The sequence below is a fragment of the Chryseobacterium sp. MEBOG06 genome (genome assembly GCF_021869765.1).
GTDB lineage: Bacteria > Bacteroidota > Bacteroidia > Flavobacteriales > Weeksellaceae > Chryseobacterium.
In genome coordinates this window covers 2756563-2772280 of sequence record NZ_CP084580.1, presented here as the reverse complement: position 1 = coordinate 2772280, position 15718 = coordinate 2756563, and the positions used below count along the sequence as shown (strand labels likewise).

Below are 15718 nucleotides of genomic sequence, written 5' to 3'. Positions count from 1 at the left end.
TGTATGTGAAAAGAAATTGTTATGTATTTACCTGTAATTTCATGATCATCAGATATTTTTAAAACTTAAGTATAAAAAGAGATCAGAAAAACAGTATTAAGAGAAATAGGCTCCTATAAATGTTGGAAACACCATTCTCCATAATGGCCAGTCATGACCGATCCATTTTCTTTCGTCATACCAGAAATCAATGCCTTTTGCTTTTAAAATTTCAGCCATTTCGATATTCTTATCTCTGCAGATATCCTGATCAGAAGTACTTAATACAATATGCATATGTTTGTATTTCCAGGCATCATCATTCCGTACAAACTCTCTGGGGCAGTTAAAGTAGACCAGTTCATCAGAATAGCCGTCCATAAAGTTCCGGATACTGAACGCTCCTGAAAGGCAGAATAAATGGGAAACCACATCTGGAAACCTGAATGCGAAATTGGCTGCATGATAACCTCCGAAGCTGGCCCCGGCGACTGCTACACGATGCTCTTTATGGAGTTTCTGAATGTAAGGGATAAACTCCTGAATCAAAAACTGTACATAGCGTTCATAATTTCTTATTCTTTGCTGAGGTGTTATTTTTTCATCATAAAAACTCCAGCCGTCAATTGTCTGAATATTATAAAGTTTTACCTTTCCCTGTTCTATATACCAATTGATACTTCCGTTAAGATGAAAATCATGATTCTGGGTATATTGCCCCTGTGAAGTTGGAAACATAATAATAGGATGGCCATAATGCCCTGTTACCTCCACTTTAAGGCTTATTCCTAATATATTCGAATAATAATCTGTGTGTTCTATATGAGGCATTTTTCTTGGTGATTTTTAATATTGAGGTTATAATGTCATAAACTCGATTCCTCTAAGTTGGTCATGTCCAATAATGTCCAATACAATAGTATATAACGCCGGATGTTCCGGAATGATATTCTCTTTGAATATTAATCCTGAACCCAACTGATTGGCACTGGTAGAATCGACGAATTTATAATAGGTTTTGCTTTCCCATTTTCCGGGATTTATTTGGTCTAAATTACTTCTTATGAGAGATTTGTCGGGTAGATTATATTTTAAGAATTTAATAATATTCTTAATGTCAATCTCCTTATTCATAATCTTATGAAGTTAACTTACTGCTTTTAGGCGGCAGAATGTTCAGCATTTCTGCATGAATCATTTCTGCAGCAGTGTCCAGCCTTTTCTGTATCATATCTGCATCACTGGATTTGTAAACAATTCCCACATGATAGTCTATTGGGAGGAACTTTACAATTTCTTCACATTGGAAATCGCTGTAATCGGGTTCTTTATCTTTAATCAGAGCAACAATCAGCCCGGAATAGTATCCTGTAGGAGGTGAAACCCTGTAGCTTTTACCTCTGAGAAGAGCATCTTCTATTTTAGCCCATTCTCGCCATATATTGATTCCGCTTGATGCTTCCACAAGATCTGGAATATGGGCACCACCTACTCTTGATGAGGTTTCAAGGAAATACCATTGGCCATCTTCTTGTCCCCGGATAAATTCTGTATGGGTAGCTCCGTTAAGAAGACCGAAATTCGAAAGTACTTTGGAATTCATTTCTTCCAGTGCCTTGAATTCATCAGAATATCTTCCAAGGGTTTTTGACCTGAATACACCTCCCTCATGCGAAACCTGCATAGGAGGGGACAGATACCTGGAGGCTGAAGTGAATACAATCTCTTTATTGAATGTAAGGCTGTCTACATGATACACGTCTCCGGGCTTAAAGCTTTCCAATAAAAAAAGGTGTCGTTCTTCTCCAAGAACTTCTAGAGCTTCATGAAGTTGTTCCTTGGTTGTAATCTTCCTGATTCCTGATGCTGAAGCTTCTGAACGGGGTTTCAGTACCCATGGTGCCGGTACCCGGGATATAAACTCATTAACTTCATCATCATTAAATACTGCTGTAAATTCCGGAACACTGATGCCTGAATCTTTAGCCTTTTGCCGCATTGCCAGCTTATCCCTGAAATAGCGGTGAGTGGTCTGTCCCATTCCGGGAATGCGGAATGTTTCCCTGATTAATGCAGCTTTTTCCACATCATAATCATCAAGTGCCACTACAGCATCTACTTTCCTGGTTTTCATGAGGTGTGAAAATCCCTGGATAAGATGTTCAAGATTCCATACAGACGGTTTTAGTTCCGGCATATAAAAAACTTCATCAATAGCATGCCAGGGCCAGTTTTTTTCTTTAAGGTTTTCAGATGTTACTAAGATGATTTTATTACCGAGTGTCTTCATTTCGTCCATAAAATCGTAGCCTTTGTAGTAGCACGAAATACATACAATAGTTTTCTTCTCCATATAATGTTTTTTTAGTTTTAGTAAATATTCAAAAATAAAAGCGTTTATATTTTGTTTTATTAATATTGAAAACTAATATACCATGCGTTTTTGAAAATCTACTAATCAAGTATACAGAGTTTTTTTGAAAAAAACTAATTTTTAGTGATAATTTTCAATTAAATCCACGAGCAACTGAACTCCAAAACCTGTTGCTGCTTTTTCTTTGGCATATCCCACCTTTCCAAAGGCTACTCCAGCAATGTCCAAATGAGCCCATTTAGAATGGTTTTCAATGAATTGTTCTAAAAATTTTGCAGCAATAATACAGTCTCCTATGGGTTTCATAGAGATGTTTTTAAGATCAGCCACATCAGATTGAATATCATCTTTCCAAACATCCCATAAAGGCAGATTCCATAATCTTTGATTGGTATGATCTCCCGTTTTTAATAATATATTTTTTAATTCTTCACTATTGGAAAATAGGGCTCCGCAAGTATCTCCAAACATTCTCACCGAACTTCCCGTTAAAGTAGCAAGATCAATAAGGTAATCCGTTTTGTAGTTTTTAGAAAGATAAGAGAGTCCGTCAGCCAGGATCAGTCGTCCTTCAGCATCCGTGTCGAGTACCTCAATGGTCTTTCCGTTATAAGCTGTGATGACATCACTTGGAAGCAGTGCTTTTTCTGATATTGCATTATCTGTGACAGGCAGAATAGCTATGATATTGACTGGTAACTTCATCTCAGCTGCATAGATCAGTGTTCCCAGAACCGCTGTAGCACCTCCCATATCAGATTTCATATAATGCAGATTAGCTGAATTTTTCAACGATATACCGCCAGTATCAAATAACACACATTTCCCAACCAATCCAAAGGTCTTCGCATTTTTAACAGTGGTTTTATATTCTAAAATAGTGAACGCTGCATCATAAGCACTTCCCTGATTTACAGAAAGGTAAGCGCCTAGTCCCAATTCTTCACATTTTTTCCTGTTGAAAACGGTATACTTTAATTCATGCTTTTTGGCCAAATTTTTAAGATATATATTGAAAATGTCGGGTTTCTTAAGGTTGGCAGGTTTATTAAGCCAGTCCTGACACGCAGTCTGTCCATTGCTTAACGCTTCCGCTTTTTGACTAATATGATCAAGTTTTTTCTGGCTCAGATTTTCAAAGTGTATTTCAAATTTTGCATCCCAGAAAGCATGGCTTTTTTGAAATGGATAATGGTAGGTTCCGGTCAATAATCCCTTGGCAAATTCTTCGAATTGTTTTTCATTCATAAAATCTGCCAGAAATAAAGTAGGAACTGTCTGTATTTTTTCTTTTTGAGTCTGTGAAAACTTTACAGCAACCTGTTGGATTTCGAAATTCTGTAACCCCGACTTTCCTAATCCAATAAAATAGGTAATACCTTCTTCATGGGCATTAATGAAAACCTCATACTTCTTTCCCGTAAAAAAAGTAGAAATATTTTTATTGAAATTTTTACTTGTTTTCGCCCATTCTTCCTCCGTGAATATGTGAAAAACCTGAGTGTAATTTTTGTCTTTTTTATTAATTAATTTCATAATGAATCTATTTTTTATCTAAGGTTTGTATACAATCACCTTCTATTTTGCAGGATATTTTGCACTGGTGATTTCATAGTCCTAATTTTTAATGCTTTGTTGTTGTGGCTTTACTTCCACAGGGTTTTCAGTATTGTCATAGAAGAGCCATTCAATAGCCCTTGGGAATTCCTGCGACCAATAGAACTCATTGTGGGTTCCCTCAGGATTGATGCTCGTTCTGAACTCAAAATCAAAAAGATTTTTCTTTTCCCATCTTTTCATATATTCTTCAAAATGTGAATTCTTTTTACCATTTTGGATCCTTCCTGTCCGCCGCCATATAGATAAATTTTTATTTTAAAAGGAACCCGGAAATTCATCATCGGAAAGTTGTTGTTAGGTTCTGCCCATAAAGAAGGAGAGAATATCAATAATTTTGAATATACTTCAGGATAAAGAAAACCGCTGTATATGCTGATCAGCGCTCCTAAAGAACTGCCTCCGATTCCTGTGTTCTCACGGTCTTTCCTGGTTCTGTAGTTTTCATCAACAAACGGTTTTAGAGTATCTGTGATAAAGCGGATATATTTTTTCCCTTCAGAGCCGTTGGCAATATTATCATTGTCGAAAATATATTCTTTTATTCTGTCTTCGCTGCCGTGCTCTATGGCAATGATGATAACGTCGCCACGGCCATATTCAGCAAGAATAGAAAGTTTTTTATCAATCTCCCAGTTCCCGAAACCACTTCCTTCATTGAACAGATTCTGGGCATCCTGAAGGTATAAAACAGGATATCGTTTGTCTGTGGTATGATAGTCATAAGGTAAAAGCGCCCAGACTTTACGGTAACGGTCAAGCTGCGGAATATAGAATTTTTCAGATATAACCTCTGCTGTGGGAAAATATTCTTCTTTGAAAGGCCCCCAGTTTAACCTCCATTTTTCAACAGTATCCGAAATTTTGGAATCTGATTTTTTCACTTTCCGGTTGGGAGTAATCTTTCCATGCTTATCCAGTTCTACGTTCTCCCAGCCTCCTTTGGTAAACTTATATTCAATTTCTGTAGCAAGAATCTGATCTTCAATTTCTATAAAATAATTGAATGAATCCACTTTTGTAAGCTGAAAGGCATAGTTTTTGGGGTTCCAGTTGTTGAAATTTCCGGTAATAAATACCGGTCTGTCGTCTTTTTCTTCTGTATAAAGTTCAAACCTCATCGTATGTGTTTAATAAAATATTGCGGTTAAATTTATAAAAAAAAGATTGTTTTGAAATCATAAAAATATGGGTTAAAAAATGATATATTTGATAGAAATACAAAAGGAGAAACTGACTTGACAATTATTTGAAGAATAATTAATCCCTGTTATCAGTATTTTTCGTAGTTTCAAAAAAAATATAAACCGAGCTTGATGAATTCTGTTAAAACCTATACGCTTTTCACTGATCATGATGTTTACCTTTTCAAAGAAGGCAGGCATTATAAGCTGTATGGTAAATTTGGAGCACATTCAGTGGTAAAAGAAGGGGTAAAAGGAATTTATTTTTCAGTATGGGCACCTAATGCAACGAAAGTATCAGTAATCGGAAATTTTAATAACTGGAATCATAAAGATCATATTTTATTTCCGAGATGGGACGAATCAGGTATCTGGGAAGGATTTATTGAGGGATTAAGCTGGGGTACGCTATATAAATATGCGATCGAAACACCCAGAGGTGAAATTCTGGAAAAAAGCGACCCGTATGCTTTAAGCTGGGAGCAGAATATTCAGGCTGCTTCATTAGTGTCCACTACCTGGTATGAATGGAATGATCAGGAGTGGATGGGGAACCGCTGGAAAAATAATAGTTTGGAAGCGCCTGTCTCTGTTTATGAACTGCATCTGGGGTCATGGGTAAGAGAAGAAGAGCATCCGGACCGGTTTTTAAATTATCGGGATATTGCAAGAAAATTAGTTCCCTATATAATGGAAATGGGATTTACCCACGTAGAGTTTATGCCAGTAATGGAATATCCGTATGATCCCAGCTGGGGATATCAGATTACGGGATTTTATGCGGCAACTTCACGTTTTGGTTCACCTCAGGATCTTATGTATTTTATTGATGAACTTCATAAAAACGGAATAGGAGTTCTTTTAGATTGGGTACCCTCTCACTTTCCCGGAGATGCGAATGGACTGTATCGTTTTGACGGATCTCATTTATATGAACATCCGGACCCAAAAAAAGGGTTTCATCCGGATTGGAAATCGCATATTTTCAATTATGGAAGAAATGAAGTGAAATCTTTCCTGATTTCAAATGCCATGTTCTGGCTGGATCGGTATCATGCTGACGGACTGCGTGTAGATGCGGTAACATCCATGCTTCATTTAGATTATTCAAGAAACGAAGGGGAATGGGACCCTAATATATATGGTGAAAATGTGAACCTGGAAGCTAAAGCTTTTCTACAGGAATTTAATACCGCTGTTTACAAAGAGTTTGGAAACAGTATTATAACAATTGCGGAAGAAAGCTCTGACTTCCCCATGCTTACGAAACCTGTTCATGACGGAGGGGTAGGTTTTGGAATGAAATGGATGATGGGCTGGATGCATGATACACTGGATTATTTTAAAGAAGATTTTTCTAACCGTAAATTCCATCATCATAAGCTTACGTTCGCTTCCATGTATATGTATAACGAAAATTATATGATGCCCCTGTCCCATGATGAAGTGGTCCATGGAAAAGCGAGTTTAATCTATAAAATGAAGGGCGACGAGTGGCAGAAATTTGCCAATCTCCGTGCTCTGTATGTATACATGTTTACCCATCCGGGAGCAAAACTGCTTTTTATGGGTGACGAATTCGGGCAGACCAGTGAGTGGGATTTTACCAAAAGCCTCGATTGGCATTTATTGAAATATCCGGTTCATAAAGGATTACAGGAGCTTGTAAAAGAACTGAATCATCTGTACAGATCAGAATGTGCCCTTTATGAAAATCAATTTGATAAGAGTGGTTTTGAGTGGGTGGAAGCAGATGATCTGGAAAACTCAGTCTATATATACCTTAGGAAGGGCAAGAGAAGAGATGATGTAATGATGATTGCGCTGAATCTTGAGCCTAACATAATGGATTATAAAATCGGAATTCCTGCCGGTACACACTGGGAGGTTATTCTTAGCTCTGATGATGAAAAATACAGCGGAAGCGGTGTCCAGCCTGAAATAGTAGAGGAGAAATATGAAGAATGGAGAGGCCATCAGAAATCAATGACTATCAAGCTGCCCCCTTTAGCAGGAGTTGTTTTAAGGCAGAAGAAAGATAAAAAATATAAATTACACAGAATTAAACATAAGAGATAAAGAATGGTTATTTATCATTTAAGTACAGAATGTTACCCTGTAGCAAAAGTAGGAGGTCTGGCAGATGTAGTTGGAGCGCTGCCTAAATATCAGAACAAAATAAAAGGAATAGATGCCAAAGTAGTAATGCCATGGTATAATAAGCCCTTTGTGTATGATCATGAATTTGATGTGGTTTTTGATGGATTTATTCATCAGGGTCCAAACAGGTTACAGATTCAGATATTAAAAGAAAAAACAGATGTTTTGGGGTTTGAACTTTATATGGTAAAAATTCCCGGATTACTGGATAGAGATAATCCATACGGATATCAGGATGAAAGTTTTCAGTTTATGGCATTTCAGCAGGGCATATTACACTGGATGTGTGCTATGGAGATCAGACCTGATGTTTTACACTGCCATGATTATCATACCGGTTTGGTTCCATTTATGGTAGAAAATTGTCCGGAATTTGAGTTCTTAAAAGGCGTAAAAACAATTGGAACAATCCATAATGGAGAATATCAGGGGATGATGAGCTGGAATATGGCAAATTATATGCCTGCATTTGATTCCTATAAATGGGGATTAATGGATTGGAACGGATTCATGAACCCGCTGGCCAGTATGATCAAATGTTCTCATGCTTTTACTACTGTTTCTGAAGGATATCTGGAAGAACTTTTTATAAGCTTCCGCGGCCTGGAAAGCCTGGTTCGTCAGGAATTCGGAAAAGCATACGGAATTATTAACGGCATTGATACCGAAATATGGAACCCCGAAACTGATCCAATGCTGGATTTTAATTTTAATATTGAAAATGCAGTTGCCCAAAAGAAAAAGAATAAGGAAAAAATGTGTAAAGAATACGGATTGAAGCCTGAACTTCCTTTATTTGCATTTATCGGAAGGTTTGCTACAGAAAAAGGAGCAGATCTGCTGCCCGATGTTGTTTGGAAAAGTATCAAGCAAAGTTATGGGGCTTTAAACATTATGATTCTGGGCTCTGGTAACCATTATATTGAGAGTAAATTGAAGGAATATAATTATACCTACACCAATTTTGCAGTGGATCTAGGTTACAAAGAACATCTTTCACACAAAATATATGCATCGGCAGATTTTCTTCTGATGCCGTCAAGAGTAGAGCCATGTGGATTGAATCAAATGTATTCCATGAGGTATGGAACGGTTCCGGTGGTAAGATATACGGGCGGACTCAGAGATACTGTAGAAGATATTTCAACTGGAGGAGCGGGATTAAACTTTACCTATGCGGGAGTGGATGATATTGTGCACGCAATGAACAGGGCGTTGGGAATTTACAATCAAAAAGGAGTGATGGAAGATCTTATCCATGCCAACATGAATTTTGATTTTACATGGGAGAAATCTGCGGAAAAATACATAGCTTTATATAATAGCTGATATGGTAAAGACTGGAAAGCAAGGTATGAAAAGGATTTAGATGATTTTACATCGAAGAAATCTGATATGGTGGATGTTTTAATTACCGCTGGGGCTTTCAGGGAACAACTTAAAAAATGCAATATAGAAATAGACGGAGTATATAAGGAGGTAAAATAACTCAGTAATTCAGATATGTACGAATTGGCAGTGTATGGGTATGATAAAGATGATAATAGAATTAACTGCTGTACACTTCATGCAAACACTAAGAACAGAACAGTAAACTTAATAAAATAAAAAAACGCAAGATATTTATGAACAGAAATGTAATCTCTATTGTATTGGGCGGCGGAAGAGGAACAAGATTATTCCCGTTAACGTATTCAAGATCAAAACCAGCGGTACCTATTGCAGGGAAATACAGGCTGGTAGATATTCCTATTTCAAACTGTCTGAATTCAGGATTGAATAAAATCCTTGTTCTAACACAGTTCAATTCAGCTTCTCTTAACTCACATATCAAGAATTCTTATCACTTTGATATTTTCAGTAAAGGTTTTGTTGATATTCTGGCTGCCGAGCAGAATGTAGAAAATGAAAGCTGGTATCAGGGAACGGCAGATGCCGTACGGCAGTCTATGAAACACCTTGAAAAGTATGATTATGACTATATCCTGATTCTTTCAGGAGATCAGTTGTATCAGATGGACTTCAGGGAAATGCTGAATTTTCACATTGAAAATGGCGGAGATCTTACCATAGCAACAATTCCTGTAAATGCTAAAGATGCGACAGGTTTTGGGATCTTAAAATCTGATGATGAAGGAAATATCACTTCTTTTTATGAAAAACCGGATTTTGATATGCTGGAAGGCCTTAAATCCGAAGTTTCCGAGGAAAACAAGCATAAAGGGAAAGAGTTTTTAGCCTCTATGGGGATTTATATCTTTACAAAAACGATCCTTAAAAAGATGTTTGACGAAGGAGCAGGTGATGATTTTGGAAAAGATATTATTCCGAATTCCATTGGGAAATATAAAACATTAAGCTATCAATATGAGGGCTACTGGACTGATATTGGGACGATAGAATCCTTTTATGAAGCAAATCTGGATCTCTGTCTGGATCTTCCCCAGTTCAATTTATTCTCGTCTTCACCTATCTATACAAGAGCGAGAATGCTTCCTCCGTCCAAGATCAACGGATCTTATGTAAGTAAGGCAGTTTTTGGAGACGGATGTATCATTATGGCAGATAAAATTGAAAATTCAGTGATCGGAAACAGAACAAGAATTGATAAAGGCAGTACTATCGTCAACTCTTACGTAATGGGAGCTGACTTCTATCAGAATACCACCGAAATTGTCCTGAATGACAGAGCAGGACGTCCGAATATGGGAATTGGTAAGTATTGTTACATAGAAAAAGCAATACTTGATAAAAACTGTTACATTGGCGATAACGTAAAAATCATAGGAGGGAAGCATATTCCTGATGGAGACTATGGAACTTATTCTGTACAGGATGGTATCGTTGTTGTAAAAAAAGGAGCTGTATTGGTTCCGGGCACCCATATAGGGTAGTAACAAAAGAAATTTGAAGTTGGAGAAAGTAAATTATTAAGGCAGTTAATTATGGAGATGAAGCTCCGAACAATTATTTTTAACCCCATTTATGTGATTTCCATCCTGAAAATTGATTATTAGGTTAATTATTGTTAAACATAAAACTAGAGTGATCAGCATATTGTTCACTCTTTTTATTTGTATTATTTTTGTGCGATGCGTATTTTTAAAATATTAACTGTAATTATTGTTTTGCTGGGGGGAGCTTATGCTGCTTCCATGTATTATTTTGTTGACGAAAGTAAAAACTTTACGATAGAAAAAGAGATCGATTATCCGGTGGATAAAGTGTTTACTCAATTTAATAATCTTCAGAATTTTACAAGATGGAACAACTTTTTTACCAGTTCACAATCCATAGATATTGATTATTATACGCCTTATGAAGGACAGGGGAGCTCTATTAGCTACGTAGATCCTAAAAACGATACCGATGGGGAAATGTTTATCAGGTATGAGAATCTGAATAAAACTCTGAAATATCAGCTTTTTGAGGATGAAAATGAAAATCCGACATTAGTTGACGTTAAATTTAAGCCTGTTTCTGCAGAAAAGACAAAAATTATCTGGTATGTGCACACCCCAAAACTTTCTGTGTGGAAAAGGGTAGAGAATTTCTGGACCGAAGACCGCTTTGCCGAGAACATCAACAAAAGTATGGTTAATCTTAAAAATTCCTTAGGAAATAAAGTTGAAAAAGATAACCGGATGGCAGCCATTAAATATGACAGCCTGATGGTGGAGAAAGAAGAAGATAAGCTGTTGCTCGGGATCAATGTAAGTACTTCAAACAAGAAAGACGCCCTTTACAAAAATATCGTGATGAATTATAACAAAGTGTATAATTTTGTGACGATGGATATGGGGAAAAAAGATGATGAATTTGGATATCCGGTTCTGATGACTGATGCGGATAATTACAAGGACAAAGAGGTTTCTTACTTCCTGGGAATTCCACTTTCCAAGAAAATAGGAGTGTCTGATAATAATTTCAATTTTAGGTCCGTAAATCCGTCTCAAAATTACGTCATGTACTACAAAGGAAGTTATGAAGGCCGAATTAAGGCAATTCAGCAGCTGATTCAGAAAGCGAAAAAAGACGAGATGCGCTTCGGAGACATCCTTCAGACCTTTATTGAACGTCCTATGGAAGGGCAGGAAGTGAATATGAAGCTCTCATTATCAGTGTATAAGTGATTTTTTTTAATTTTTAATTTTCTTAATTTTTTTTAACGGTTTGAGACTGTTCTAACTCGGTTTTTTTTATTAAATTTGAAGATTAATTCTACAAATAAATTTTAATAAATAGATAAACTGTAATAATGGACAGATTTTCATTCCTAAACGCAGCTCATTCTCAATTAATTGAGGATTTATACCAACAGTACTTAAAATTCCCGGACTCTCTAGAACCATCATGGAAAGCCTTCTTTCAAGGCTTCGATTTTGCTTTAGAGAACTATGGTGATGACGATAACATTCAATTTATTCAGGCTCCGGCCAATGCTGCTCCGGCAGTACAACAGATTTCTCAGGCAGTATCAAATGGAGAGGTTCCTGAGCATATCAAAAAAGAATTCAAGGTTGTAAACCTTATTGAAGCTTACAGAACAAGAGGGCACTTGTTTACAAAAACAAACCCTGTTAGAGAAAGAAGACACTATACACCTACTTTAGATATCGAAAACTTCGGGCTTTCTAAAGAAGATTTAAATACTAAATTCAACTGTGCTGTTGAAACAGGAATGAAAGAGCCTGCTACATTAGCAGATTTGATTACGCATTTAGAAAGTATCTACTGTGATTCTATCGGAGTAGAATATACTTACATCAACAATGTTGAAGAAAAAGATTTCATCAAAAGATGGCTTCAGGTAAATGAAAACCACCCAAGTCTTTCTGCAAATGAAAAAATAGAAATCTTATTAAAATTAAACCAGGCAGTTGCCTTTGAAAACTATCTTCACACAAAATTTGTAGGTCAGAAAAGATTCTCACTGGAAGGTGGTGAAACGTTAATTCCTGCTTTAGACCAATTAATTTCAAGATCTTCTCAATTAGGAGTAGATGAAGTAGTATTGGGAATGGCTCACAGAGGAAGACTGAACGTATTATCCAATATTTTCGGAAAATCTTACAAGCAGATCTTCTCAGAATTTGAAGGAAAAGAATTTGAAGAAGATGTATTCTCAGGTGACGTTAAATATCACTTAGGATCATCTAAAAAGGTCAAAACAGCTTCAGGAGAAGAAGTTTGTATCAATCTTACTCCAAACCCGTCTCACCTTGAAACCGTAGCAGCTTTGGTAGAAGGAATCTGCCGTGCGAAAGTAGATGACAAATACAAAGATTACTCTAAAGTATTGCCAATCATCATTCACGGTGATGGTGCTATTGCCGGACAGGGTATTGCTTACGAAGTAGCTCAGATGATGACATTGGAAGGCTATAAAACAGGAGGTACTGTTCATATCGTGGTAAACAACCAGGTATCTTTCACCACAAACTTCCTTGATGCAAGATCTTCAACATACTGTACAGACATTGCAAAAGTTACAGAATCTCCTGTAATGCACGTAAATGCTGATGATGCTGAAGCAGTAGTTCATGCAATCCATTTTGCTGCTGATTTCAGAGCAAAATTCGGAAAAGATGTTTATATCGACCTTTTAGGGTACAGAAAATATGGTCACAACGAAGGAGATGAGCCAAGGTTTACACAGCCCAATCTTTACAAAGCTATTTCCAAGCACCCGAACCCGAGAGAAATTTATAAAGATAAACTGATCAACGACAGCGTTATCTCAAATGATATCATCAAAAAGATGGAGGTTGACTTCAAGGCTCTTTTAGATAAAGACTTTGATGCTTCCAAAGAAATTGAGAAAAACGTAATGGATCTCTTCATGTCTGAAGACTGGACTAACTATCCGATCGGAAAAAGAGGAGCCGTTCAGTTGCCTGTTGATACAAAATATGATGCATCGAAGCTGAAAGAATTGGCCCTTAAAATGTCAACACTTCCTGGAGATAAAAAATTCATCAATAAAATTACAAGACTTTTTGAAAACAGAATCAAAGCTATTGAAGGTAATTCATTAGATTGGGCATTGGGAGAGTGGTTAGCTTATGCAACACTGCTTGTAGAAGGTCATAATGTAAGAATCTCCGGAGAAGATGTGGAAAGAGGTACATTCTCTCACAGACATGCTGTTGTAAAAACAGAAGATACAGAAGAAGAATATATTCCTCTAAGACATGTATCAGAAAGCAGATTTGATGTATTCAACTCTCACCTTTCAGAATATGGTGTTCTAGGTTTTGATTACGGATATGCAATGGCTTCTCCAAATACATTAACAATCTGGGAAGCTCAGTTTGGTGATTTCGTGAACGGAGCTCAGATCATCGTTGACCAGTATCTGGCAGCTGCAGAAGAAAAATGGAAACTTCAGAATGGATTGGTAATGCTATTGCCTCACGGTTCAGAAGGACAGGGTGCAGAACACTCTTCAGCAAGACTGGAAAGATTCCTTACACTTTGTGCCAATGAAAACATGGTGGTAGCTAACATTACTTCACCGGCAAACTACTTCCACTTATTAAGAAGACAATTGAAGTGGGGATTCAGAAAACCATTGATCGTAATGAGTCCTAAATCTCTATTGAGACACCCTAAAGTTGTTTCTCCACTTGAAGATTTTGCAAACGGTTCATTCCAGCCAATCCTAGATGATCCTACTGCAGATCCTAAGAAAGTTGAGAAAGTAGTTCTTTGCTCAGGTAAACTGTACTTCGAGTTATTAGCGAAGAAAGAAGAATTAAACTGTGAAAATATTGCTTTAGTAAGATTCGAACAGTTATATCCACTTCAGACAGATGCTATTGAAGCTATCTTCAGTAAGTATGAGAACAAAAAACAATTAGTTTGGGCTCAGGAAGAACCGGAAAACATGGGAGCGTGGTCTTATATCCTAAGAAACTTCAGAAACACAGGAATTGAGGTTGTTGCTCCGGTACCAAGCGGTGCTCCGGCTCCAGGTAGCCACAAAATGTTCGAAAAAAATCAGAACGCAGTAATCAACAGAGTTTTTGACAGAGATGATGCTCCGGTAAAAAGACCTGTTACAGCTTAATTAAATAATAATCAGTTAAAAAATAAAAAATACTCGATATGTCAGTTTTAGAAATGAAAGTTCCTTCACCGGGCGAATCAATCACAGAAGTTGAAATTGCAACTTGGCTTGTAAAAGATGGTGACTACGTAGAAAAAGATCAACCTATCGCTGAAGTAGATTCAGATAAAGCAACGCTTGAATTGCCAGCAGAACAAAGTGGAATTATCACTTTAAAAGCAGAAGAAGGTGATGTGGTACAAGTAGGTCAGGTAGTTTGTTTAATTGATATGGATGCTGCCAGACCAGAAGGTGCTGCACCTGCTGCTGAAGCTCCGAAACAGGAAGAAGCTCCAAAAGCTGCTGAACCTGCTAAACAAGAGGCTCCAAAACCAGCTGCTCCGGTAGCCGCTCCACAAACTTATGCTACAGGGGCTCCATCTCCGGCAGCTAAGAAAATCCTTGACGAAAAAGGAATGGATGCAGGACAGGTTTCCGGAACAGGAAGAGATGGCAGAATCACTAAAACTGATGCTGAACTGGCTGCAGTTCCTGCATTAGGAGGAAACTCTTTAACTGCTACAGGCGCAAGAACTACTACTACGACTAAACTTTCAGTTTTAAGAAGAAAAATCGCTCAAAGACTGGTTTCTGTAAAGAACGAAACAGCGATGTTGACAACTTTCAACGAAGTAGATATGTCTGAAATTTTCAGATTAAGAAAACTTTACAAAGAAGAATTTGCTCAAAAACACGGAGTTGGACTTGGGTTTATGTCTTTCTTTACAAAAGCAGTTACCAGAGCATTACAGATGTATCCGGATGTAAATGCATCTATCGACGGAGACTTCAAAATAAACTATGATTTCTGTGATATCTCAATTGCAGTTTCAGGACCTAAAGGATTGATGGTTCCTGTATTGAGAAATGCAGAAAACATGACTTTCAGCGGAGTTGAAGCAAACATCAAAGATCTTGCTGTAAAAGTAAGAGACGGTAAGATTACTGTGGATGAAATGACAGGGGGTACTTTCACCATTACAAACGGCGGTACTTTCGGATCTATGTTGTCTACACCAATCATCAACCCTCCACAATCTGCAATTCTTGGAATGCACAATATCATCCAGAGACCAGTAGCTGTTGACGGACAGGTAGTTATCAGACCAATGATGTATGTGGCTATGTCTTATGACCACAGAATTATCGACGGAAAAGAATCTGTAGGATTCCTTGTTGCGGTAAAAGAAGGCATTGACAATCCTGTTGAAGTATTGATGGGAGGTAACGAGAGAAAAGGCCTTGGATTATAAGTTTTAATAAAATTATAATATAAATATATAATCTCGCCTT

12 protein-coding genes are annotated in these 15718 nt (G+C 37.2%); 6 read left to right on the top strand and 6 right to left on the bottom strand.

Going from position 1 to position 15718, the window contains the following annotated elements; translation table 11 throughout:
- Nucleotides 1-96: 96 nt before the first annotated feature.
- The 6 genes from LF887_RS12720 to LF887_RS12695 all read right to left on the bottom strand — a co-directional run bounded on the left by LF887_RS12720 (nt 97) and on the right by LF887_RS12695 (nt 5091).
- Nucleotides 97-810 (bottom strand): alpha/beta hydrolase-fold protein, encoded by a 714-nt coding sequence (locus tag LF887_RS12720; RefSeq protein WP_236854575.1) that lies wholly within the window; start codon nt 808-810, stop codon nt 97-99.
- Between the two features lie 27 nt (nt 811-837).
- A complete protein-coding gene (locus LF887_RS12715) occupies nt 838-1113 on the bottom strand; it encodes a hypothetical protein (protein ID WP_236854574.1) in 276 nt (91 codons plus the stop codon).
- 4 nt (nt 1114-1117) lie between these two features.
- A complete protein-coding gene (locus LF887_RS12710; protein ID WP_236854573.1) occupies nt 1118-2332 on the bottom strand; it encodes an acetyl-CoA carboxylase biotin carboxylase subunit family protein in 1215 nt (404 codons plus the stop codon).
- Nucleotides 2333-2473: 141 nt separating this feature from the next.
- On the bottom strand, nt 2474-3889 hold the full coding sequence (locus tag LF887_RS12705; protein ID WP_236854572.1) for a M17 family metallopeptidase: 1416 nt from the start codon (nt 3887-3889) through the stop codon (nt 2474-2476).
- A gap of 81 nt (nt 3890-3970) precedes the next feature.
- Complete coding sequence (locus LF887_RS12700) at nt 3971-4153, bottom strand: hypothetical protein (protein WP_236854571.1); 183 nt, start codon at nt 4151-4153, stop codon at nt 3971-3973.
- Complete coding sequence (locus tag LF887_RS12695) at nt 4150-5091, bottom strand: alpha/beta hydrolase-fold protein (RefSeq protein WP_236854570.1); 942 nt, start codon at nt 5089-5091, stop codon at nt 4150-4152. Before LF887_RS12695 ends, LF887_RS12700 begins: the two co-directional genes overlap by 4 nt.
- A 195-nt stretch (nt 5092-5286) precedes the next feature.
- On the opposite strand from LF887_RS12695, the gene glgB reads away from it, so the two are divergent.
- From glgB to odhB, 6 genes are all read left to right on the top strand, one after another.
- A complete protein-coding gene (glgB, locus tag LF887_RS12690; RefSeq protein ID WP_236854569.1) occupies nt 5287-7233 on the top strand; it encodes a 1,4-alpha-glucan branching protein GlgB in 1947 nt (648 codons plus the stop codon).
- A gap of 3 nt (nt 7234-7236) precedes the next feature.
- Nucleotides 7237-8643: a glycogen synthase gene (locus tag LF887_RS12685; protein ID WP_236854568.1), complete on the top strand. Its 1407-nt coding sequence runs from the start codon at nt 7237-7239 to the stop codon at nt 8641-8643.
- A 296-nt stretch (nt 8644-8939) separates the two neighbouring features.
- Nucleotides 8940-10208 (top strand): glucose-1-phosphate adenylyltransferase, encoded by a 1269-nt coding sequence (locus tag LF887_RS12680; protein ID WP_236854567.1) that lies wholly within the window; start codon nt 8940-8942, stop codon nt 10206-10208.
- A gap of 198 nt (nt 10209-10406) precedes the next feature.
- Entirely contained in the window at nt 10407-11447 is a 1041-nt protein-coding gene (locus LF887_RS12675) for a polyketide cyclase (protein WP_236854566.1), read from the top strand.
- A gap of 125 nt (nt 11448-11572) precedes the next feature.
- Nucleotides 11573-14386 (top strand): 2-oxoglutarate dehydrogenase E1 component, encoded by a 2814-nt coding sequence (locus LF887_RS12670; protein ID WP_236854565.1) that lies wholly within the window; start codon nt 11573-11575, stop codon nt 14384-14386.
- A 38-nt stretch (nt 14387-14424) separates the two neighbouring features.
- A complete protein-coding gene (odhB, locus tag LF887_RS12665; protein ID WP_236854564.1) occupies nt 14425-15678 on the top strand; it encodes a 2-oxoglutarate dehydrogenase complex dihydrolipoyllysine-residue succinyltransferase in 1254 nt (417 codons plus the stop codon).
- Nucleotides 15679-15718 lie beyond the last annotated feature (40 nt).

Excerpts from the sequence above, each read along its gene's own strand:
- LF887_RS12700 (WP_236854571.1), bottom strand. The coding sequence starts at position 4,153 with ATGAAAAGATGGGAAAAGAAAAATCTTTTTGATTTTGAGTTCAGAACG.
- LF887_RS12705 (WP_236854572.1), bottom strand. The coding sequence starts at position 3,889 with ATGAAATTAATTAATAAAAAAGACAAAAATTACACTCAGGTTTTTCAC.
- glgB (WP_236854569.1), top strand. The coding sequence starts at position 5,287 with ATGAATTCTGTTAAAACCTATACGCTTTTCACTGATCATGATGTTTAC.
- LF887_RS12695 (WP_236854570.1), bottom strand. The coding sequence starts at position 5,091 with ATGAGGTTTGAACTTTATACAGAAGAAAAAGACGACAGACCGGTATTT.
- odhB (WP_236854564.1), top strand. The coding sequence starts at position 14,425 with ATGTCAGTTTTAGAAATGAAAGTTCCTTCACCGGGCGAATCAATCACA.
- LF887_RS12675 (WP_236854566.1), top strand. The coding sequence starts at position 10,407 with ATGCGTATTTTTAAAATATTAACTGTAATTATTGTTTTGCTGGGGGGA.
- LF887_RS12710 (WP_236854573.1), bottom strand. The coding sequence starts at position 2,332 with ATGGAGAAGAAAACTATTGTATGTATTTCGTGCTACTACAAAGGCTAC.
- LF887_RS12715 (WP_236854574.1), bottom strand. The coding sequence starts at position 1,113 with ATGAATAAGGAGATTGACATTAAGAATATTATTAAATTCTTAAAATAT.
- LF887_RS12685 (WP_236854568.1), top strand. The coding sequence starts at position 7,237 with ATGGTTATTTATCATTTAAGTACAGAATGTTACCCTGTAGCAAAAGTA.
- LF887_RS12680 (WP_236854567.1), top strand. The coding sequence starts at position 8,940 with ATGAACAGAAATGTAATCTCTATTGTATTGGGCGGCGGAAGAGGAACA.
- LF887_RS12720 (WP_236854575.1), bottom strand. The coding sequence starts at position 810 with ATGCCTCATATAGAACACACAGATTATTATTCGAATATATTAGGAATA.
- LF887_RS12670 (WP_236854565.1), top strand. The coding sequence starts at position 11,573 with ATGGACAGATTTTCATTCCTAAACGCAGCTCATTCTCAATTAATTGAG.